This is a genomic window from Methylobacterium segetis (assembly GCF_004348265.1).
Classification (GTDB): domain Bacteria; phylum Pseudomonadota; class Alphaproteobacteria; order Rhizobiales; family Beijerinckiaceae; genus Methylobacterium; species Methylobacterium segetis.
On record NZ_SMNT01000255.1, the window covers coordinates 1 to 21,160 of the forward strand.

The window sequence follows — 21,160 nt, forward strand, 5'->3', positions numbered from 1 at the left end:
CCGACCACGAAGCCCGAGCCCGGCGTGAACTGGTAGTTGTAGCCGATCTGACCGCCGCCGGTGAAGCCGTCGAGGTCGTTCTGGCGGAAGGTGGCGGTGGTGGCCACGCCGGGAACCGCCGTCAGCACCTGGCCGGCGCCGTTCAGGCCGGGCACGCCGAAGGTGCGGTTGCTGTTCGAGCTGGTGTCAAAGGCGTAGCCGGCGTTGAAGCCCGCGTAGAAGCCCGTCCAGGTGAACACCGGAACCGGCGTGAACACCGGCGGCGGAGCCGCACGACGCGGAAGGTCGGCAGCCGACGCGGCGGCGGACATGCCGGCGAGAACGGTGGAGGCAAGGAGAAGCTTTTTCATCATCACTGGTCCTGTCTGGCGAAAGCCGGCGTGCTTTTAGGCCGCGGGAGCAATCGGGTCTGTCGCTTTCGTGCAACAAGCCCGTCCAGATAAGCCCCAAGGAGTCAACGAAACGTGAAGGTTAGGGCGAGGTAAGATTCCGCTGCCCCAACAAGTGTCGCAGCGCACATGACGGCAGACGAGAACAAAGCTCGTCGGAGGCAGAGAGAAAGCAGCCACAATGCTGACGGAATTGGCCCAAGACGCGTTCCAATCCTGCAGAATCGTGCGGAATGGGACGCTCGTAGGTGTTTTAGTTCAGGACATGCCCTCGGCAGTTGTGAGAACAGCGGTAGGGCGGCCTTAACTCTATCCGTGGAAAGTTGCGCTGCCGGGGGTTGCGGACGGACCGCGACCGATCCCCGGAGGGCAGGTGCGGAGCCGATGCGCGTCGACGAGACCTTGGCCAATACGAGGCGGCGCTCGCCTCTCGCCTGGACGCTGCGGATCGCTGCCCTGACGCTCGTGCTCGGCTGCGGTTGCGCCCATTATCTGTCCCGCCTCCACGTGGCGCCGGCCCGCGGGGGGCAGATCGCCGCGCGCGCCCTCCCGGATCCGGAGACGACCGGCTCTATCACCGGCGCGGCGCGCTCCATCCGTCTCGACCCCTGCGCGCTCGTCGAGCGCGTTCTCGCCCCCCGGCCGGCGACGCCCTGACGTCGCGGGCACGCTCCTCTCCCCTGCGGAATGGCAGATTGACAAGCCGCGCCAACACTCTAAGTGTGCCGGCACTCGCATGCGCGGCGGGTCGGGAAACGAGACAGCCGTCATTGCCGTTGCCGCGACGATCTCCTCCGCGCCGGCCGGCGACCTTCCCGCGCGCAACGGTTCTCAAAAGACGATGTCATTTGCCGATCTCGGGTTGAGCGACAAGGTCCTTCAGGCCGTCACGGCCGCCGGCTAGTCCCAACCGACACCGATCCAGGCCCAGGCCATCCCGCACGTGCTCGCCCGCCGGGACGTCCTCGGCATCGCGCAGACCGGCACCGGAAAGACGGCGGCCTTCACCCTGCCGATGCTGACCATGCTGGAGGCTGGACGCGCCCGCGCCCGGATGCCCCGCACGCTGATCCTCGAACCGACGCGGGAACTCGCGGCGCAGGTCGAGGAGAATTTCGAGCGCTACGGCACGAACCACAAGCTCAACGTCGCGCTGATCATCGGCGGCGTCTCCTTCGCCGATCAGGACGCGAAGCTGACCCGCGGCACCGACGTGCTGATCGCGACGCCGGGGCGCCTCCTCGACCATTTCGAGCGGGGCAAGCTGCTCCTCACCGGCGTCGAGCTGCTCGTCATCGACGAGGCCGACCGCATGCTCGACATGGGGTTCATCCCCGACATCGAGCGCATCGTGAAGATGGTGCCCTTCACCCGCCAGACCTTGTTCTTCTCCGCGACGATGCCGCCCGAGATCGAGCGGCTCGCCGACATGTTCCTGCATAACCCGCAGCGGATCGAGGTGGCGCGCCCGGCGTCGACCGCCACGACGATCGTGCAGCGCCTCGTCGCCACGGGCGGCGAGGGCCACGAGAAGCGCGAGCGCCTGCGCACGCTGATCCGGGGCGAAGCCGAACTCAAGAACGGCATCATCTTCTGCAACCGCAAGCGCGACGTGGCGCTCCTGCAGAAATCGCTCGCCAAGCACGGGTTCAACGCGGCCGCGCTCCACGGGGACATGGACCAGCGCGCCCGCATGGCGGCCCTCGACGGGTTCCGCAGCGGCGAGACGCCCCTCCTCGTGGCCAGCGACGTCGCCGCCCGGGGCCTCGACATCCCGGCGGTGAGCCACGTCTTCAATTTCGACGTTCCCCATCATCCGGAGGATTACGTCCACCGCATCGGCCGCACCGGCCGGGCAGGCCGGGCAGGCCATTCCTTTACGCTGGTGAGCCGGGGCGACGACCGCTCGCTCCAAGCTATCGAATCGCTGATCGGGCAGCCGATCGCGTGGTTCGACGGGGATCTCGCCTCGCTGCCCGCCGCCTCGGACGGGGAATCGGAGGGGCGGACCCGGCATCGCGGACGGAGCGGCGATGGCGCGCGACGGAGCCGGTCGGGCCGTCCGGCCGGCGAGGGTCGCGCGACCCCGTCCCGCCGCGGCGGAGCGGAACGGAGCCGCAGCGTGGAGCCGGCCGAGCCCGCTCAGACGCAGCGCGAGGCGGCGCCCAAATCCCGCGACGCCGCTCGTGCGCCCCGAGAGGCCGCCCCGGCGCTGCGCGAGGCCGCTCCCCTCTCTCCGGCGCGCCAGCGGCCCGAGAGGCTGCCCGAGGAGCGCGGCGGCCGCGGGCGGCGTCGGCACGAGGAGGACGAGGGCGAGACGCCCGTCGGCCTCGGCGGCCACGTTCCCGCGTTCCTGCTGCGCCCGGCGCTGGTCAAGAAGCGCAAATAAGCGCCCGAATTCCGGCCTTCCGGCGCGCCGGCTTAACCGTCCATCCATCGTCGCGGATGCATCGTCTCGGCTATGTGCCGGGGGATGATCGGCGCTACCGGAAGAGGGTGGTGTGGGGATGAGCGAGGGGAGTCACAACGACCGCGACCGAACCTTCGCGCTCGCCCAACGGGCCAACGACCTGATGCGCGATTACGGCTCCTCGGCGACGCCGCGGGCCTACACCGTCTGGTACACGTACGTGTCCGGCGCGCAGCCCCTGATGAACGACGCCATCAAGCGGCTGACCTCCCAGAACGGTTGCCTCTGCGACAGCGACATCGACGCCCTCTTCGACACCTATATCGACGGGCGCCGCCTCTCGCTCGCGGCCGAGAAGATGAGCGCCAGCGTGCTCTCCGAGATCGAGAGCATCACCGAGATGCTCGACCTCTCCCTCGGGTCGACGGCCCAGTACGGGGAATCCTTGCGCGCCCTGTCGCACGACCTCGCCGGCGCCGCCCTCAATCGCGTGCGCATCCGGGAGATCGTCGCCTCCCTCGTGAACACGACCCGCGAGGTGGCGGCTAACAACCGGACCCTGGAGGCGCGCATGCGCGAGAGCCGGACCGAGATCGAGGCCCTGCGCGAGACGCTCGAGGCGACCCGCATCGAGAGCCTGACCGACCCGCTCACCGGCCTCTCGAACCGCAAGCATTTCGAGGAGATGCTCGGCAGGACCGTGGAGAGCGCCGCGACGCGGCCCGTGACGTCGAGCCTGATCGTCCTCGACATCGATTTCTTCAAGCGCTTCAACGACCTCTACGGCCATCTCACCGGCGATCAGGTGCTCCGCCTCGTCGCGATCGTCATGCGCGAGCAGGTCACCCGCTCGGCGACCCTGTCGCGCTTCGGCGGCGAGGAATTCGGGATCCTGCTGCCCGATACCGACCTCGACACCGCCCGCGCCATCGCGGACACGGTCCGCACCAGCGTCATGGGTCGTGAGCTGGTCAAGCGCTCGACCGGGGAATCGCTGGGCAAGGTCACGGTGTCGCTCGGCATCGCCGCCTACCGGCCCGGCGACACCCCTGTCTCGCTGCTGGAGCGCGCCGACCTCTGCATGTTCGCGGCCAAGCGCGGCGGCCGAAACCGCTGCGTCGACGACCGCACGCCGATCGCGGACCTCTCCCGCGTCGCCTGATTCGGCGACGCGTCGACTCACGCTACTCGGCCTCAGGCCGAGGCGCGCAGGGCCTCCGGGTTCGCGGGCGTGATCGCGACGGATTCTCCGCAGCCGCAGGCCGAGGTCTGGTTCGGGTTGTTGAACACGAACTGCGCGGAGAGCTTGTTCGTCTGGAAGTCCATCTCGGTGCCGAGCAGGAACAGCACGGCCTTGGGATCGATGAAGACGGTGACGCCCTTGTCCTCGACCATGTCCTCGCCCGGCTTGCGCGCCTCGGCATATTCCATCGTGTAGGACATGCCGGCGCAGCCGCCGTTCCTCACGCCGACCCGCAGGCCGGCGATCGGGTTGTCGGCGTCGGCGATGATCGCCTTGATCCGGTCGGCCGCCGCCTCGGTCAGCGACATGACCTTGAAACCTGATGACATCGAGTGCTCTCCGGCAGCCGGGTTCAAGGCCCGGGCGGGTGAGGGATGGCCTTGCGCAGGGGCAAGATAAGCATTGCCGCGCGCCGAATCCAACGCCCCTACCACATGTCCAGGGCGACGCGGGCCTCGTCGGACATGCGGCTCTGGTCCCACGGCGGGTCGAACACCATCGTGACGGCGCAGGATTGCACGCCCGGCACCGCCGAGACGGCATTCTCGACCCAGCCCGGCATCTCGCCCGCGACCGGGCAGCCCGGCGCGGTCAGCGTCATGTCGATCGCGACGGAGCGGTCGTCGGCGATGTCGACCTTGTAGATCAGGCCGAGCTCGTAGATGTCGGCGGGGATCTCGGGGTCGTAGACGGATTTGAGGGCCGCCACGATGTCGTCGGTCAGGCGGTCGAGCTCTTCCGGGGGGATGGCGGAGGCAGCCGCCACCGCGGGTGCGTTGGTGCCGCCGGTGATCGTAGCATCGGACATGGGGAGACCTTTCAGGCGAACATGAGCTCGGCCTTGGCCAGCGCCTCGGCGAGGGCGTCGATCTCAGCCGTGGTGTTGTAGAGGCCGAAGGAGGCGCGGCAGGTCGAGGTGACGCCGAACCGGTTGAGGAGCGGCATGGCGCAATGGGTGCCCGCCCGCACCGCGACGCCCTGGCGGTCGATCACGGTGGCGATGTCGTGGGCGTGCGCGCCCTTCATCTCGAAGGCGATGACGCCGCCCTTGTCCCGCGCCGTGCCGATCAGGCGCACGGAGTTCATCGCGGAGAGGCGCTCGGTGGCGTAGGCGGTCAGCATGGCCTCGTGGGCCGCGATCCGCTCGCGCCCGACGCCCATCATGAATTCGAGCGCCGCGCCGAGGCCCACCGCCTCGACGATCGCGGGCGTGCCCGCCTCGAAGCGGTGCGGCGGCTCGTTGTAGGTGACAGCGTCCTCGGTGACGGTACGGATCATCTCGCCGCCGCCCTGGTAGGGGGGCAGCCGCTCCAGCCATTCCCGCTTGCCGTAGAGAACCCCGATGCCGGTCGGCCCGTACACCTTGTGGCCGGTGAAGACGTAGAAGTCGCAATCGAGCGCCCGCACGTCGACCTCGCGGTGGACGGCGCTCTGCGCCCCGTCGAGGAGCACGGGCACGCCGTGCGCGTGGGCGATGCGCACGATCTCCTCGGCCGGCGTCACCGTGCCGAGCACGTTCGACATGTGGGTCAGCGCCACCATCTTGGTGCGGGGGGTGAACAGCTTCTCGTATTCGTCGACGAGGAAATTGCCCGCGTCGTCCACCGGCGCCCACTTGATCACGGCGCCTCGGCGCTCGCGCAGGAAGTGCCAGGGCACGATGTTCGAGTGGTGCTCCATGATCGAGAGGATGATCTCGTCCCCCTCGCCGATCAGCCCGGCCCAGCCCATCGAGCTCGCCACGAGGTTGTAGGCCTCGGTGGCGTTGCGGGTGAAGATGATCTCGTCCGTCGAGGCCGCGTTGAGGAATTGCCGCGTCGTCTCGCGGGCGCCCTCGAACCCCTCCGTCGCGGCATTCGCCATGAAGTGCAGGCCGCGATGGACGTTGGCGTAGCCCGTCTCCATGCACGAGACCATGGCGTCGATCACGGCCCGCGGCTTCTGGGCCGAGGCCGCGTTGTCGAGGTAGACGAGGGGCTTGCCGTAGACCGTCTGCGACAGGATCGGGAATTCCTTCCGGATCGCCTCGACGTCGTAGGGGGTCTGAAGGACGGGTGCGTTCATGAAACCTTCCGCGTGACGCGAGGGCCCTCCCCCGCGAGGGAGGGGTCGTCGCTCAAGCCCGCTTGGCCAGCCAGGTCTCGACCTCGCCGATCAAGGCCTCGCGGGCACCCTCGTGGGTGACCGATTCCAGCGCTTCGCCGAGGAAGGCCTGGACGAGCAGGCTCTCGGCCTCCGTCCGCGGCAGGCCGCGGGCCATGAGATAGAAGAGCAGGTCGTCGTCCGGCGCGCCGCAGGTGGCCCCGTGGCCGCAGGCCACGTCGTCGGCGAAGATCTCCAGCTCCGGCTTGTTCATCATCTGCCCCTCGTCCGGGAGGAGGAGGCAGTCCGACTTCATCTTGCCGTCGGTCTTCTGGGCGATCTGCTCGACGATGATCTTGCCCTGGAACACGCCGGTCGCGTCGCCGTCGATCACCGTCTTGAACAATTCGCGGCTGACGCCCCCGACCGCCGCGTGGTCGGCGAGCAGCGTCGAATCGGCGAGCTGCCCGTTGCCGAGCATGGTCGCGCCGTTCACCGTGGCCGTGGCGTCCTCGCCCGCGAAATGCAGGTAGATCTGATGGCGCGACAGCACCGCGCCGGTCACGAGGTTCACGGTCTCGATATGCGAGCCGGCGCCGAGCCGGGCCGAGATCGTCGAGAGCGCGATGGCCTCGCGGCCCTCGCCGTTGAGGCGGGTGTGGTGGAAGCGGGCCCGATCCGCGATCACGACGTCGAGGGCGTCGTTCGGCTGGTAGGCGACGCCGTCCGGACCCTCGTGGGATTCGAGCACCGTCAGCTCGGCATCCGCCTCCAGCACCACGAGCACGCGGGTCGCCGTGGAGAAGGCCTCCGCGCCCGTGCCGACGAAGCGCAGGTGCAGCGGCGCCTCGACCTTGGTGCCCGCCGCGACGTGCACGAGCAGCCCGTCCGCCATGAAGGCGGCGTTGAGCTGGTAGATCGGGTTCTCACGGGCCTGGGAGACCGGGGCGAGATGCTCGAGGAGCCTGTCGCCCGCGGCGAGCGCCTCGTTCAGTGGCGCGAGGGTGACGCCCTGGGGCACCCGGCCGAGGTCGGAGGCCTCGGCCACGAGATGGCCGTTCACGAAGGCGAGGCGCAGGGCCTCGATGCCCGAGAAGCCCTTGGCCGCGTCGAGGGCCCTGTGCGCCGCCTCGGCGCCGGGCGCATCGGCCGGGGGGGCGGCCTCCTTCAGGGCGGCGCGCAGGTCCGTATATTTGAAGGCCTCGACCCGCCGGCTCGGCAGGCCCATCGCCTCGAAATAGCGGAAGGCCTCCTCGCGGGCGATCGACACGCCCGTCGGGAATTTCATCCGGGCGACCTCGAACAGCTTCGAGAGGCCGGTCTCGGCCGGGGTGCGGAGATTGGTGACGTCTGCCATGGGTCAGGCCGCCTCGCTCGCGCGGTACTCGGCGTAGCCCGAAGCCTCGAGTTCGAGGGCGAGCTCCTTGCCGCCTGACTTCACGATACGCCCCTGGGACATGACGTGCACGGTGTCGGGCACGATGTGGTTCAGGAGGCGCTGGTAGTGGGTGATGACGAGTAAGGAGCGCCCTTCCGCGCGCAGCGCGTTCACGCCCTCGGAGACGATGCGCAGGGCGTCGATGTCGAGGCCGGAATCGGTCTCGTCGAGGACGCAGAATTGCGGCTGCAGCAGCGCCATCTGGAGGATCTCCATGCGCTTCTTCTCGCCGCCGGAGAACCCGACGTTGAGGGCGCGCTTGAGCATCTCCTTGTTGATCTCGAGCTTGTCGGCGGCCTTGTTCACCTGGCGGATGAAGTCGGGCGTCGAGAGCTCGTCCTCGCCGCGCGCCTTGCGCTGGGCGTTCAGGCAGGCCTTGAGGAAGGTCATCGTGCCGACGCCGGGGATCTCCAGCGGGTACTGGAAGGCGAGGAAGATGCCGGCCGCGGCGCGCTCGTCGGGACCCATCTCCAGGATGTTCTCGCCGTTGAGCAGGATCTCGCCCTCGAGGACCTCGTAATCCTCCTTGCCGGCGATGACGTAGGACAGGGTCGACTTGCCGGACCCGTTCGGGCCCATGATGGCGGCGACCTCGCCGTCCTTCACGGTGAGGTCGAGCCCGTTGAGGATGCGGTTGTCCTCGATCTGCACGACGAGGTTCTTGATCTCAAGCATGGTCAGTTCCGAAAGTCAGAAATACGAAAGCGGGCGCGTGAGAGCCCTGCGGGACCAGTCCCGCAGGGCCTCGATCTCCAGCCCGTCTAGCCGACCGAGCCTTCGAGGCTGATCGAGATCAGCTTCTGGGCCTCGACGGCGAACTCCATCGGCAGCTGCTGCAGCACGTCCCGGACGAAGCCGTTGACGATCAGCGCGGTCGCCTCCTCCTCGGAGAGCCCCCGCTGCAGGCAGTAGAACTTCTGGTCCTCGGAGATCTTCGAGGTCGTGGCCTCGTGCTCGAACACCGCGGACGCGTTCTTCGATTCGATGTAGGGCACCGTGTGCGCCCCGCACTGATCGCCGATCAGCAGGCTGTCGCAGTTCGTGAAGTTGCGGGCGCCCTTCGCCTTCTTGTGGGCCGAGACGAGGCCCCGGTAGGTGTTCTGCGAGCGCCCCGCCGAGATGCCCTTCGAGATGATCCGGCTGGTCGTGTTCTTGCCGAGATGGATCATCTTGGTGCCGGAATCGACCTGCTGCATGCCGTTCGACACCGCGATCGAGTAGAACTCGCCGCGGGAATCGTCGCCCCGCAGGATGCAGGACGGGTACTTCCAGGTGATCGCCGAGCCAGTCTCGACCTGCGTCCAGGAGATCTTCGAGCGGGCGCCGCGGCAATCGCCGCGCTTCGTCACGAAGTTGTAGATGCCGCCCTTGCCCTGGGCATCGCCCGGATACCAGTTCTGGACGGTCGAGTACTTGATCTCGGCATCGTCGAGCGCCACGAGCTCGACCACCGCCGCGTGGAGCTGGTTGTCGTCGCGCTTGGGGGCCGTGCAGCCCTCAAGATAGGAAACGTAGCTCCCCTTGTCGGCGATGATCAGCGTGCGCTCGAACTGGCCGGTATCGCGCTCGTTGATGCGGAAGTAGGTCGACAGCTCCATCGGGCAGCGGACGCCCGGCGGGATGTAGACGAACGACCCGTCCGAGAACACGGCCGAGTTCAGCGTCGCGAAGAAGTTGTCGGTCACCGGCACGACCGAGCCGAGGTACTTCTGCACCAGCTCCGGATACTCGCGCACGGCCTCCGAAATCGGCATGAAGATCACGCCGGCCTTCGAGAGCTCCGCCTTGAAGGTCGTGGCGACCGACACGCTGTCGAACACGGCGTCGACGGCCACGCGCCGCTCCGGCGCGACGCCCTCCAGCACCTCGACCTCGCGCAGCGGGATGCCGAGCTTCTCGTAGGTGGCGAGGATCTCGGGATCGATCTCGTCGAGCGACTCGACGGATTTCCGCTTCGGCGCCGCGTAATAGTAGATGTCGTTGTAATCGACCTTGTCGTAGGAGACGCGCGCCCAGTCGGGCTCCTTCATCGTCTGCCAGCGCTTATAGGCATCGAGGCGCCATTCGAGCAGCCAGGCGGGCTCGTTCTTCTTGGCCGAGATGAAGCGGATCACGTCCTCGGAGATGCCCTTCTCGGACTTCTCCATCTCGATCGTGGTCTCGAACCCGTACTTGTACTGATCGACGTCGATGGCGCGAACGCGATCGACCGTATCCTGCACTGCAGGCATTAGCTTCTCCTACCATCGCCGGCGTCAAGGGCCGGGGGGCTTTCGAGATGGCGCGGGACGGCTCGCATCAGGCCGCTCTCCCTTGCCGCTTATATAGGGACGAAACCGCGCGTTCGAAGGCTTCGAGGAAGCGGGCCCCGTCGCTTTCAACCGTGTTCCAGCCCAAACTCACGCGCAGCGCCCCTGCAGCGAGCGCAGGGCTGACGCCCATCGCCGCGAGGACGGGCGAGCGCGCCACCTTGCCCGAGGCGCAGGCCGAGCCGGACGACACCGCGACGCCGGCGAGATCGAGCGCCATCAGCGCCGTGGCGGCCTCAAGCCCCGGGACTGCGACACTCAACGTGTTCGGCAGGCGGGGTGCGCCCGCGCCGAACACCACCGCGTCGGGCGCGCGCGACAGCACGGCCGCCTCCATCCCGTCGCGCAGACGCCCGAGCCGCTCCGCCTCGCTCGCAAGAGCCGTTCCGGCGATCTCCGCGGCCCGTCCCATCCCGACGATGCCGGGCAGGTTCTCGGTGCCGCAGCGCCGCCGCCCCTCCTGGCCTCCGCCGCGCACGAAGGCGGCGTCGAGGCCCGCGCCATCCGCGAGAGCGATGGCGCCGACGCCCTTCGGCGCGCCGAACTTGTGGCCCGAGAGCGTGAGCGCATCGAGCCCGAGCGCCCCGAGATCGATCGCGATCTTGCCGGCGGCCTGGACCGCGTCGCTGTGCACGAGGGCGCGGCCGTGACGGCGGGCCAGCGCCACGACATCCGCGAGGGGCTGCACGACCCCGGTCTCGTTGTTGGCCGCGTGCACGGAGATCAGGACCGTTTCCCCCGCGTGTGCCGCGAGCCGCGCCTCCAGCGCCGCGAGATCGATCAGGCCTGACGGGGCCACCGACACCGTCTCGACCGCCTCCGCGGGAAAACGGTGACCAGCCGAGACGCAGGGATGCTCGGTGGCGCCGATCAGGAGCCGGGTGGGCTCCGGAACGCCCCGGCGGCGCAGCGCGCCCGAGAGCACCGTGTTGGCGGCTTCCGTGCCGCCGCTCGTGAAGACGATTCCGGCTGGCTCGGCGCCGACGAGCGCGGCCACCTGCTCGCGGGCCGCTTCCAGGAGGGCGCGCGCGGCGCGGCCCTCGGCATGAACCGAGGACGGGTTGCCGGGGAGCATCAGCGCGCGCGACCGCCTCCGCCACGTCCGGACGGACCGGCGTGGTGGCGTTGTGGTCGAGATAGGCGCGGGATCCCGTCATGGGCGGCCCGCCCGGACCTGTGCGCAGAGCACCGACATTTCCTTGCTTTCGCCCCCCGACATCATGCTAAGGCGCGCGCACGACACGCATTCCAGGTGGCCGGCTGCGGAGAGACGACCGGGGCGACACGGATCGTGCAGGGTTCTTTATAATAGTTCTAATCGCCTAGAACTATTCTAAGAGCGCTTGTAAGTCCGTCTCGACCTGAGTCAAGGCTCCGCGGGGACGACCCCGCGACGGCACCTGAGCTTCGGCAGGCCCCTTGAGGCTGCCGAGAGGAGATGGGAACACCATGCCCGAAGTCATCTTCAACGGTCCGGCCGGCCGCCTCGAAGGCCGTTATCAGGCCCCGAAGAAGAAGGGCGCGCCGATCGCCATCGTGCTGCACCCGCACCCGCAATTCGGCGGCACGATGAACAATCAGATCGTGTACAATCTGTTCTACACGTTCGCCAACCGGGGCTTCGCGGCTCTGCGGTTCAACTTCCGCGGCGTCGGGCGCAGCCAGGGCGCGTTCGATCACGGCTCGGGCGAGCTCTCCGACGCGGCAGCGGCCCTCGACTGGGTGCAATCCGTCAACCCGGAGGCGAAATCCTGCTGGATCGCGGGCGTCTCGTTCGGATCCTGGATCGGGATGCAACTCCTGATGCGCCGCCCCGAGATCGAGGGCTTCATCTCGATCGCCGCGATGGCGAACCGCTACGACTTCACCTTCCTGGCGCCCTGCCCGTCCTCCGGCCTGTTCGTGCACGGCTCCGAGGACCGCGTCGCGCCGGCCCGAGAAGTGATGCCGGTGATCGAGAAGGTGAAGACGCAGAAGGGCGTCATCATCGAGCACCAGATGGTCGAGGGCGCCAACCACTTCTTCGACGGCAAGGTCGACGAGCTGACCCAGACCGTCGACACCTACCTCGACAAGCGCCTCGGCAAGCGGGAAGAGGCGGCCTGACGGGGCCTCGCCCCTCCCTGCCGGTCCCGGGTGGCCGGGCCCGGCGGGTCGTGCGGTGACCCGCGACCGTTTCTCGGCGTCGCGGCGGGGCGGCCGCGGCTCAGCCCTTCGCGCGTCCCCCGGTTTCCTCGTCCGGCTCGCGGGGCGCAGGGCGCTGCGGGAAGGCCACGACGTTGCCCGGGGCCGCTTCCTCCAGGTCCTCAGCGCTCGCGGCCGGCGTCGCGGCGCCGACGGCGATCCAGCGGACGATGCGCCCGCTCGAGCGGCGCGCGAGATGCCGTTGCAGGCGCCGCTGCGCCCAAGCCGTTGACAGATCGAAGATTCGCACCGGTCTTCCCGAGGTCGAGCGAGGAGGATCACCCCGGACGCGGGCGATCGTCGCGGCGCGGCCGTGGCGCTCGGCTCCGAGGGAGGAGCCGCAGCACCCTCAACTTGCCGTGGGCAGGACCGGCGCGCACTTCAACCAGTACGAGTTTTTTTGACTGAGCGTATCAATCCACAGATGCATATGCGGCCAATCAGGCCGCTGCCTTGGCCGGCTCCGCGTGGATGACGGGGACGGCGGGCGCGCCCTCCCACTCCGTGTGGGCCGGGATCGACTCCCCCTTCATCACGATCGTGAGAGGCCGCAGGCGGGCGTAGTCGCCGACCCTCGTGTCGTAGAGCACCGTCGCGAAGGCGCCCACCGACACGCCGCGGCCCACCTCGACCCGGCCGACCTTCATGATCCGGTCCTCGTAGAGATGCGTCTGCAGGGCCGAGGTGCGGTTGATCGTGGCGTAGTCGCCGATCGTGACGCAGTCGAACTCGGTGATGTCGGTGGTCAGCATGCAGACCCCCTGCCCCACCTTCACGCCGAACAGGCGCAGCACCCAGGGCAGGAAGGGCGTGCCCTGCAGGTGCTCGAGGAGCACCTTCCCGGCGAGGCCCCAATAGGCGACGGCGATCGCTTCCGTGCGCATCGCCCACCACGACCACATCGGCCGCATGCCGGGCTTGTAGCGGCCCATCAGCAACCATTTCAAGGCGATAACCGCCGAGGACTGGATGATCGCGATCAACACGCTGAGGGTCACGAAGCTGATCGCGAGACCCGTCCAATCCTCGGCCAGGATCGCGGGGTAGAAGTAGAAGTCGATCGCCGTGATCGCGAGGGTGATGTAGAGCATCGGCGAGAACGAGGTCGCGAAGGCCTCGAAGACGCCGCGCCGCAGCTTCGGCCCGAGGCCCGGCTCGTAGGTCTGGGCGAGCGAGCCGAGATCGACCCTCTGCCGGGCCGGCAGCTTGATCGGCGGCGAGCCGAACCACGTCTCGCCCGGCGCCATCAGGGCGTTCTCCGGGGGCTTCGACTTGATGCCGATGAGCACGTCGTCCGGGATCACCGCGCCCGGCGGTACTACCGCGTCGTTGCCGACGAAGACCCGCGCGCCGGTGCGCACGGGCTCGAGATGCATGAAGCCGCGCCGGATCTCCTCCTCGCCATAGACCACCTCGTCGGCGATGAAGTTGCGCGCGCCGATATCGGCGAGGTCGTAGCGCCCGGCGAGATTCGTCGAGATCTCGGCCCCCTGCCCCATCCGGGCGCCCATCAGGCGGTACCAGGCCCGCATGTAGACGGTGGCGAAGAGCGAGGAGAGCGTCTCCAAGGTCACCTCCGCCGCGAGCGCCACGGTCCATTTGCGGAGGTAGAAGCCCGACCAGACGGACCACGTGCCGGAGCTGACCCGGGGCAGGATCAGCCAGCGGATCGCCGCGATCAGGAGCACGGTGCCCGCCGTCATCAGCATGGCGGTCGGCCATGTCAGGAGCGGTAGGTACCAATGGTAGTCGATGTCGGTCAGCGCGCCGAGATTGTCGCTGATCTGGTCGAAGATGAAGAAGGCGGGGAAGATCGGCAGCAGGCCGACGGCGGGGATCGCTGCGAGAAGCAGGGCGTAGGCGACGAGGAATCCGGCGCGGCGCCGGGCCGAGGCCGTGGCGGGCTCGGTCGCATCCGGCTCCGCCATGCCGACCTTGCGGCCGGGCGACCCGTCCCAGCGCTCGCCCGGGCCGACGCGGCTGCCGGCCGGGATGGTGGTGAGGTCGGCGATCTCGGCGCCGTCTCCGATCACGGTGTCGTGGCTGACGACGCAGGAGGTGCCGATCGAGACGTCGCGGCCGATCTCGACGCGGCCGATCACGAGCTCGTTGCCGACGATCTCCGCGTTGGCGATGACGAGGCGGCCGCCGAGCGAGGCGCCCTCCCCGATGCTCAGGAGGTCGGGCGCGCCGATCTCGATATCGGAGATGAGCGCATCACGACCGATCCTCGCTCCGAGCATCCGGAGGTAGATCGCGATCACCGGCGAGCCCTGCAGCCACTTCACGTGGACGAGGGGCGCCAGGCGCTGCGCCAGCCACCAGCGGTAGTAGTAGACGCCCCAGAGCGGGTATCGCCCCGGCTTCGTCCGCCCGAGCACGAGCCACTTGCCGACGAGCGCGGTGCAGGCCGTGACCGCGTTGATGCCGATATAGACGAGGAGCAGGGCCGCGATCTCGCCGAAGAAGCCGAGCGAGCCGCCAGTGATCAGCAGGTAGGTCACGAAGATGCCGAGCCACTGCGAGGTGGCGAGCGCGATCACGAAGGGCAGCGCGACGGCCTGCGCGAGGCCGCACAGGGCGCGGCGCAGGAGGGGCGGCGGATCGAAGCCGAGATCGCGGATGGCGGCCTGCGAGCCGACGCCGCCCGTACGCTCGATCAGCGCAGCGCTCATTGCCCGCAGCGTCCGCCGGCCGTAGACGTCCTGCAGGGTGATCGCGGCGAGCGCGGGCGTCTCGCGAACCGCGGAGACGAAGCGGGCGGCGAGGAGCGAGTGGCCGCCGAGATCGGTGAAGAAATCGGCCTCGAAGGGCATGGGCTGCGCGCCGAAGACCTGATTGGCGGCGGCGAGAAGGGCCGCCTCGGTGTCGTTGGCCGGCGGCTCCTGCTCGCCGTCGACGCCCGTCACGGTGAGCGGCGCGAGCTTCAGCGCCTTGCGGTCGACCTTGCCGGAGGTGAGGCGGGGCAGGTTGTCGGCGAACTCGAAATGGCCCGGCACCATGTAGGGGGGCATCTGCCCGGCGAGCGTCTGGCGGAGGCTCCCCTTGTCGATGGCGGCCCCGCGCTCGGGCACGAGGAAGGCGACGAGGCGGTCGACGCCGTCGTCCTGGCGCAGCACGACCGCCGCCTGGTTGATCCCCGGCTGCGCCTGGATGCGCGCCTCGATCTCGCCGAGCTCCACCCGGAAGCCGCGGATCTTGACCTGATCGTCGATGCGACCGTGGAAGAGGATGTTGCCCTGCGGGTCGAGGGAGACGGCATCGCCGGAGCGGTAGAGGACCGGGTCCGTCCCGCCCGCCACGAAGGGGTTGGCGACGAATTTCTCAGCCGTCAGCTCCGGGCGCTGCAGGTAGCCCTTGGCGACGCCGGGGCCGCCGATCAGCAATTCGCCCGGCTCGCCGGGGCCGAGAAGGGTGAGCCCCTCGTCGGCGACGTAGACCGTGTAGTTCGGGATCGGGCCGCCGATCGTGACGGGCGCGCCGGGCCGCATCTCGGCCGCGGTCGCCACCACCGTCGCCTCGGTCGGCCCGTAGGTGTTGAAGAGCTGGCGACCGGCCGTCGCCCAGCGGGCAACGAGGGGCTCGGGCAGGGCCTCGCCGCCGAGCAGCACGAGGCGCACGCTGGGAAGGTCCCGGCTGATCATGGCGAGCAGCGTGGGCACCGTGTCGAGCACGGTGCAGCCGGCCTCCGTGAGGATGCCGGGCAGCGCCTCGACGTCGCCCATCATCGCGGGCGAGGCCACGAACAGGGTCGCACCGACGAGGTAGGGGACCCAGATCTCCTCCATCGAGAGGTCGAAGGCGACGGAGGCGCCCTGGAACACGATGTCGTCGGCCCGCATGCCGTAGAGCGCGTTCCCGGAGCGGAGGAAGTGGCAGATGTTGGCGTGGCTGATGACGATGCCCTTCGGCACGCCCGTCGAGCCCGACGTGTAGATCAGGTAGGCGGGGTGCTCCGGGGTGAGGCCGGCCGCCCGCGGATCGGGCACGGGGGCGTCGCCGGGCGTTCCGGCGGCGAGTTCGGCGAGCGTCAGGGCGGGGCTCGCGTCCGGCGCCGCGGGCTTGAGCGCCGGGGAGACGAGGAGCGCCCGCGCCTCGGCGTCGCGCAGGCAGACCGCGACGCGCTCGGCCGGCGCCTCGGCGTCGAAGGGCAGCCAGGCGGCGCCCGACAGGGTGATGCCGACCTGCGCCACGAGGAGATCCGGCCCGCGCGCCATCCAGAGACCGACGACGTGGCCCGGCCTGATGCCCCGGTGGGCGAGGCCCTTCGCGATCGCGCGGGCGCGCTCGGCCATCTCGGCGTAGGTCAGGTGTGGATAGCGGCCGGAATCGTTCGGGGCCGAGCCGTCGATCAGGGCCGGGTGGTCGGGACGAGCGGCGGCGCTGGCCAGAAAGATCTCGGCCAGAACCTCGTCGCGGATCAGGTCCGGCCGCACGGCCCCGCGCAGGAAGGCGCGGCCGGAGAGCGCGCCCGCTTCCGCGCGCAGGTCCGCACGCGGCCGGGTCATCTCGGCGACACTGCTCATACGCTGATTCTGCTCCGCTCCCGGCCCCCGCGCGGTCGGGAGCCATCGTTCGACGGTCATTGGCCCCGGATCGTGCCGTTATCGAGGCGGCCCGCCGTCGATGGGGCCGGATGCCGGCCCGCCCCTCGGTGTGGCACGCGCGCGCCGATCCGCCAACGCCCTACTTCGCGCAGCTTGAACCGGCCTTGAACGGGATCGTGCAGGGCGCGAGAGCCGTCAGATCCAGCGCCAGCCCTCCGCGTCGAGGAGGAGGACGCCGCCCTGCCGGATACCGATCCGCGGCGCCGCCCAGGGATCGAGGTAGCCCCGCGCGACCAGGATCGCGCGCGCCACGCCGCCATGGGCGACCAACACCGTCGGCCCGGCGAGGTCGCGGATCGCGGGGGCGACGCGCTCGGTCAGCATCGCGTAGCTCTCGGCGCCGAGGCCGGGCGGCTGGTAGCCCCAGCGGTCGCGGTCCCGGGCGGCCGCGCCCGAAGGATCGCGGCGGCGGATCTCCGCCCAGGTCAAGCCCTCCCAGGCCCCGAAGCTGATCTCCTTCAGCCGGTCGTCCAGCCGGTAGCTCTCGGGCGGCAGGTTGAGGCAGGCCCGCATGGCCTCCATCGTCCGGCGGGTCCGGCTCAGGGGGCTCGCCACGAAGTCCAGATCCGAGAAGCGGTCGCCCGTGAGCGCGCGCAGCCGGTCGGCCGCCTCCTCCGCCTGCCGCAGGCCCGTCCCGTTGAGCTTGGTGTCGCGCTGGCCCTGAAGGCGCCCCTCGGCGTTCCAGTCGGTCTGGCCGTGGCGTACGAAATAGATCGTCGGCATCGCGGTCAGGGGGCAGGGTCGCGCGAAAACCTCGCCGGCCCCTTGCCGGAACGGCTCAGCCTGCCGATCGTTGTCGCACCCACGCGGACCTCCAGACGGTTCCCTGCCGGCCCCGTCGATTGCGAGCGATAGAGAGTGGTCATGTCGAAGAAACACGGCAAGCACGCGAAGGGCCAGCGCGACCGCGCAGCCGGCGTGACAATGTCGCAGGACTCTCTCCGGCAGGCGGCGCGGGAGCGCCCGCCCTCATCGAGTCTCTGGGCCGGGGCGGCCAGCGAGATATCGAGCGCCGCGCCGGCCCTGATCGGCGGCCATGCCCCCGTCGTCGTGCCCGCGGCCGAGGGCATCGTCACCGTGACGCCCGGCAAGGTCTGCGAACTGGACCGGATCGACCCGGACGCCGATGGCGGTCTCGACAAGAACGCGGCGAAGGAAGCGGTGCTCGCGGAACGTGCCCGCATCCAGGCGCTGCAGGAGCGACTCTATGCCGAGCGCCGCCGCAGCCTGCTCGTCGTCTTCCAGGCCATCGACACGGGCGGTAAGGACGGGACCATCCGTGCCGTGCTCGAAGGGGTGAACCCGCAGGGCTGCGAGGTCACCTCCTTCAAGGCGCCGACATCGGTGGAGCTCGATCACGATTTCCTGTGGCGCTACCACCGGCGGACGCCGGCCCGCGGCATGATCGGGGTCTTCAACCGAAGCCACTACGAGGACGTGCTCGTGGTGCGGGTGAAGAATCTCGTGCCCGAGGAGATCTGGCGCGGACGCTACGGCCTGATCAACGACTTCGAGCGCCTGCTGACCGCCTCGGGGACGCAGGTGCTCAAGTTCTTCCTGCACATCTCGAAGGCCGAGCAGAAGGAGCGGCTCGAGGCCCGCATCGCCGATCCGGCCAAGCACTGGAAGTTCGACCCGGCCGACCTCGTCGAGCGCGAGGCCTGGGACGCCTACCAAGCCGCCTTCGGGGACGCGCTGACCCGCTGCTCGACGCCCTACGCGCCCTGGCACGTCGTGCCCGCGAACCGGAAATGGTACCGCAACCTCGTCGTGGCCCGCACGATCGCCGACACGCTGGAGGCGATGGACCCCCGCTACCCGGAAGCGGCGGAGGGGATCGCGGGGATGACGGTGCCGGATTGAGCCCTGCTCAGTCCCGGTCGAGCGAGAGGTCCGGCGCCTCGGGGTTCTTCATGCCGACGACGTGATAGCCCGCATCGACGTGCAGGATCTCGCCCGTCATCCCGCGGGACATGTCGGAGATGAGGTAGGCCGCGGTCTCGCCGACCTCGTCGATCGTGACGGTCCGGCGCAGGGGCGCGTTGTACTCGTTCCACTTGAGAATGTAGCGGAAGTCGCCGATGCCGGAGGCGGCGAGCGTCTTGATCGGGCCCGCCGAGATCGCGTTGACGCGGATGTTCTGGGGGCCGAGATCGGCGGCGAGGTAGCGCACCGAGGCTTCGAGCGCCGCCTTCGCCACGCCCATCACATTGTAGTGCGGCATCCATTTCTCGGCGCCGTAATAGGTCAGCGTGAGAAGCGAGCCGCCGTTGCGCATCAGCTTCTCGGCGCGCTGGGCGATCGCCGTGAACGAGTAGCAGGAGATCAGGAGCGACTTGGTGAAGTTGCCCTCGCTCGTCTCGATGTAGCGGCCCGTCAGCTCGTCCTTGTCCGAGAAGGCGATGCAGTGGATCACGAAGTCGATCCCCTCCGGGAAGGCGGAGGCGGCCGCATCGAACACCGCGTCGATCGAGGCCGGGTCGGTGACGTCGCAATGGCCGATCACGTGGGCGTCGAGCTCGCGCGCCAGGGGCTCGACGCGCTTCTTCAGGGCGTCGCCCTGGTAGGTGAAGGCGAGCTCGGCCCCGTGCGCGCGGGCGCTCTTGGCGATGCCCCAGGCGATCGAGCGGTTGTTGGCGACGCCGAGGACGATGCCCCGCTTGCCCGCCAGAATTCCGGCTCCGGCCGAGCGTCCGTTGCCGCGAGGGTCAACCGGGTCGAGATCCGCCATGAGTCACCTGAAACGCTGAAGGCCCGTCGCGCGGGCCGGAGGGCCGGCCGCACGCCGCGGGCATCCTTAGCGGACGTGTGCGGAGGGGGAAAGTGCGAGGGCGCGGCGGTCTGCGTTACTCCGCCTTCGCGCCCCGCTTGCTCTGCGCGTACTCCGTCAGCGCCGGGTCCGCGCCCGCGGGGAGAACGATGGCGGTGGTGGCGAGAAGGTCGCCGCGGCTGCCGTCCTTCTTCGGCAGGCCCTTGCCGCGCAGGCGGAAGGTGCGGCCGGAACTCGTCATCGGGGGCATGCGCATCTCGACCGCGCCGGTCAGCGTCGGCACGCGGATCGCGCCGCCGAGCACCGCGTCCTCCAGGGGCACGTCGACGGTGGTGCGGAGATCGGCCCCCTCCGGCTTGAAGCGGGCATGGGGCAGGACGCGAATGGTCAGGAGCGCGTCGCCGGGCTCGCCGCGCAGGTTCGGCGCCGGGTGGCCGAGGCCGCGCAGGCGGATGGTCTGCCCGTCGACGACGCCGCGCGGGATCACCACGTCGACCTCGCGGCCCGTCGGCAGGCCGAGCCGCAGCTTCTCCTCGCTGCCGACCTGCTCCAGCGTCACGCTGAGCTCCGCCTGGACGTCGTCGCCCCTGGCAGGCCCGCCGCGCTGGAAGCCGCCGGCTCCGGCCGCACCGCCGGGACCGGCGCCGCCGGCGCGGAACGCCTCGCCGAACAGGTGCGAGAAGATGTCCTCGCCGATCCCGCCGCCCCCGCCGCCGCCGCCCGCGGCCCGGCTGCGCGCCATGCCTTCGAAGTCGAAGGAATTGGCGCGGCCGCCGCCGAAGCCGGAGAAGCCCTCGAACCCGGTCGCGCGCGGCTTTCCGTCGGCGTCGATCTCGCCGCGGTCGAACTGCGCGCGCTTGGCCGCGTCGCCGAGGATCTCGTAGGCCGAGTTCGCCTCGGCGAAGCGGTCCTTCGCGCGGGCGTCGTCCTTGTTGCGGTCGGGATGGTGGGCCTTGGCGAGCTTGCGGTAGGCGCGCTTGATATCGGCCTCGCTCGCCCCCTTCGGGACTCCCAGTACGTCGTAGGGGTTGCGCATCGCTCGTTTCGGATCTCGGCGCCGCCGGATCCGGCGGTCAGATGGGTCGGACCGTCATGTGGCGGACATGTTGCTTCTCTGCAACGCCCTCGAACACGAAAGGTCGGACCTCCGCGGCCTCGCGTCAAGGCTGCCGGCGCGCCGCCCTCAGCCGGTCTTGCTCGGCCGGAGCCGCTTCAGCTCCCACGGGCCGCCGGAGAGCCGGCACCCCGTGCCGCGGACGAAGCGGCTCGTTTCCGGCGTGATCACGGTGGCGAGGAAGTCGCGGCAGATCTCGTCGTTGGCGACGTAGGGCAGCCCCGTCGGGTTGACCGAGCCGCGCAGGCTCGTCTCCGGATTGTCCCACTTCACCGGCCGCCCGTTTCCCTGCGGGTCGAGGGCGACGCCCAGCGCCGCCCGGGCGCGGCGCCAATCCTCCTCGCCGAGATCGGCGCCGAAGCTGGCCGGGCGCTTCGTGATGCTGCCGGTGACGGTCGGCTCGGCGAGCCCGGCGGCTTCCGCCTTGGGCGTCGTCTCGCTCTGGAAGGTGATCAGGGGCTGGCCGCAGCCGCACAGGGTCAGGACCAGCCCGGCGGCCGAGGCCGCGATCGCGCCGGCCCTGCACGCGTTGCGCCCCGGCGCCGCGGGAAAAGAGGCTTTACAGTCGCGACGACGCATTACACCTGAACTCAATCCCGGCACGACGCGACACG

The 21,160-nt window shown here is 69.7% G+C and carries 16 protein-coding genes and 3 pseudogenes; 5 read left to right on the forward strand and 14 right to left on the reverse strand.

What is annotated here, in order from left to right; all coding sequences use genetic code 11:
* Nucleotides 1-350, reverse strand: a pseudogene (locus E1J50_RS26885) (porin family protein); the annotation flags it as partial.
* A gap of 423 nt (nucleotides 351-773) precedes the next feature.
* On the opposite strand from E1J50_RS26885, the gene E1J50_RS26890 reads away from it, so the two are divergent.
* The 3 genes and pseudogenes from E1J50_RS26890 (at nucleotide 774) to E1J50_RS26900 (ending at nucleotide 3,961) form a co-directional block, all read left to right on the forward strand.
* Complete coding sequence (locus E1J50_RS26890) at nucleotides 774-1,046, forward strand: hypothetical protein (protein ID WP_132257416.1); 273 nt, start codon at nucleotides 774-776, stop codon at nucleotides 1,044-1,046.
* 184 nt (nucleotides 1,047-1,230) lie between these two features.
* Nucleotides 1,231-2,778: pseudogene (locus E1J50_RS26895) on the forward strand (DEAD/DEAH box helicase).
* A gap of 118 nt (nucleotides 2,779-2,896) precedes the next feature.
* Complete coding sequence (locus tag E1J50_RS26900) at nucleotides 2,897-3,961, forward strand: GGDEF domain-containing protein (protein ID WP_132257418.1); 1,065 nt, start codon at nucleotides 2,897-2,899, stop codon at nucleotides 3,959-3,961.
* Between the two features lie 32 nt (nucleotides 3,962-3,993).
* Here the strand turns inward: E1J50_RS26900 and E1J50_RS26905 are convergent, their stop codons facing one another.
* From E1J50_RS26905 to E1J50_RS26935, 7 genes and pseudogenes are all read right to left on the reverse strand, one after another.
* Nucleotides 3,994-4,371 (reverse strand): HesB/IscA family protein, encoded by a 378-nt coding sequence (locus E1J50_RS26905; RefSeq protein WP_132257421.1) that lies wholly within the window; start codon nucleotides 4,369-4,371, stop codon nucleotides 3,994-3,996.
* Nucleotides 4,372-4,469: 98 nt separating this feature from the next.
* Complete coding sequence (locus tag E1J50_RS26910; protein ID WP_132257423.1) at nucleotides 4,470-4,850, reverse strand: SUF system Fe-S cluster assembly protein; 381 nt, start codon at nucleotides 4,848-4,850, stop codon at nucleotides 4,470-4,472.
* A gap of 11 nt (nucleotides 4,851-4,861) precedes the next feature.
* Complete coding sequence (locus E1J50_RS26915) at nucleotides 4,862-6,106, reverse strand: cysteine desulfurase (RefSeq protein WP_132257426.1); 1,245 nt, start codon at nucleotides 6,104-6,106, stop codon at nucleotides 4,862-4,864.
* A gap of 52 nt (nucleotides 6,107-6,158) precedes the next feature.
* A complete protein-coding gene (sufD, locus tag E1J50_RS26920; protein WP_132257429.1) occupies nucleotides 6,159-7,481 on the reverse strand; it encodes a Fe-S cluster assembly protein SufD in 1,323 nt (440 codons plus the stop codon).
* A 3-nt stretch (nucleotides 7,482-7,484) separates the two neighbouring features.
* Nucleotides 7,485-8,237 carry a Fe-S cluster assembly ATPase SufC gene (gene sufC, locus E1J50_RS26925; RefSeq protein WP_132257431.1) on the reverse strand — a complete coding sequence of 251 codons (753 nt, stop codon included), beginning with the start codon at nucleotides 8,235-8,237 and terminating at the stop codon, nucleotides 7,485-7,487.
* A gap of 86 nt (nucleotides 8,238-8,323) precedes the next feature.
* Nucleotides 8,324-9,793: a Fe-S cluster assembly protein SufB gene (sufB, locus tag E1J50_RS26930; protein WP_132257433.1), complete on the reverse strand. Its 1,470-nt coding sequence runs from the start codon at nucleotides 9,791-9,793 to the stop codon at nucleotides 8,324-8,326.
* A 67-nt stretch (nucleotides 9,794-9,860) separates the two neighbouring features.
* Nucleotides 9,861-11,028, reverse strand: a pseudogene (locus E1J50_RS26935) (cysteine desulfurase family protein).
* Between the two features lie 292 nt (nucleotides 11,029-11,320).
* Here E1J50_RS26935 and E1J50_RS26940 point away from each other — a divergent pair.
* Nucleotides 11,321-11,977 carry an alpha/beta hydrolase gene (locus E1J50_RS26940; protein ID WP_132257435.1) on the forward strand — a complete coding sequence of 219 codons (657 nt, stop codon included), beginning with the start codon at nucleotides 11,321-11,323 and terminating at the stop codon, nucleotides 11,975-11,977.
* 100 nt (nucleotides 11,978-12,077) lie between these two features.
* Here the strand turns inward: E1J50_RS26940 and E1J50_RS26945 are convergent, their stop codons facing one another.
* The 3 genes from E1J50_RS26945 to E1J50_RS26955 form a co-directional block, all read right to left on the reverse strand.
* A complete protein-coding gene (locus E1J50_RS26945; RefSeq protein ID WP_132257437.1) occupies nucleotides 12,078-12,305 on the reverse strand; it encodes a hypothetical protein in 228 nt (75 codons plus the stop codon).
* 190 nt (nucleotides 12,306-12,495) lie between these two features.
* Entirely contained in the window at nucleotides 12,496-16,581 is a 4,086-nt protein-coding gene (locus E1J50_RS26950; RefSeq protein ID WP_132257440.1) for a Pls/PosA family non-ribosomal peptide synthetase, read from the reverse strand.
* Between the two features lie 216 nt (nucleotides 16,582-16,797).
* The gene (locus E1J50_RS26955) at nucleotides 16,798-17,385 is read right to left on the reverse strand and encodes a histidine phosphatase family protein (protein WP_132257442.1); all 588 of its coding nucleotides are present in this window, start codon (nucleotides 17,383-17,385) and stop codon (nucleotides 16,798-16,800) included.
* Between the two features lie 141 nt (nucleotides 17,386-17,526).
* Between E1J50_RS26955 and E1J50_RS26960 the strand changes: the two genes are divergently transcribed.
* Nucleotides 17,527-18,525 carry a polyphosphate kinase 2 family protein gene (locus tag E1J50_RS26960; RefSeq protein ID WP_132257444.1) on the forward strand — a complete coding sequence of 333 codons (999 nt, stop codon included), beginning with the start codon at nucleotides 17,527-17,529 and terminating at the stop codon, nucleotides 18,523-18,525.
* A 7-nt stretch (nucleotides 18,526-18,532) separates the two neighbouring features.
* Here E1J50_RS26960 and fabI read toward each other — a convergent pair whose 3' ends face one another.
* From fabI to E1J50_RS26975, 3 genes are all read right to left on the reverse strand, one after another.
* Nucleotides 18,533-19,393: an enoyl-ACP reductase FabI gene (fabI, locus tag E1J50_RS26965; protein WP_132257446.1), complete on the reverse strand. Its 861-nt coding sequence runs from the start codon at nucleotides 19,391-19,393 to the stop codon at nucleotides 18,533-18,535.
* 115 nt (nucleotides 19,394-19,508) lie between these two features.
* Nucleotides 19,509-20,468 (reverse strand): DnaJ C-terminal domain-containing protein, encoded by a 960-nt coding sequence (locus E1J50_RS26970; RefSeq protein ID WP_132257449.1) that lies wholly within the window; start codon nucleotides 20,466-20,468, stop codon nucleotides 19,509-19,511.
* A 147-nt stretch (nucleotides 20,469-20,615) separates the two neighbouring features.
* Complete coding sequence (locus tag E1J50_RS26975; protein WP_132257451.1) at nucleotides 20,616-21,125, reverse strand: RT0821/Lpp0805 family surface protein; 510 nt, start codon at nucleotides 21,123-21,125, stop codon at nucleotides 20,616-20,618.
* Between the last annotated feature and the right edge of the window lie 35 nt (nucleotides 21,126-21,160).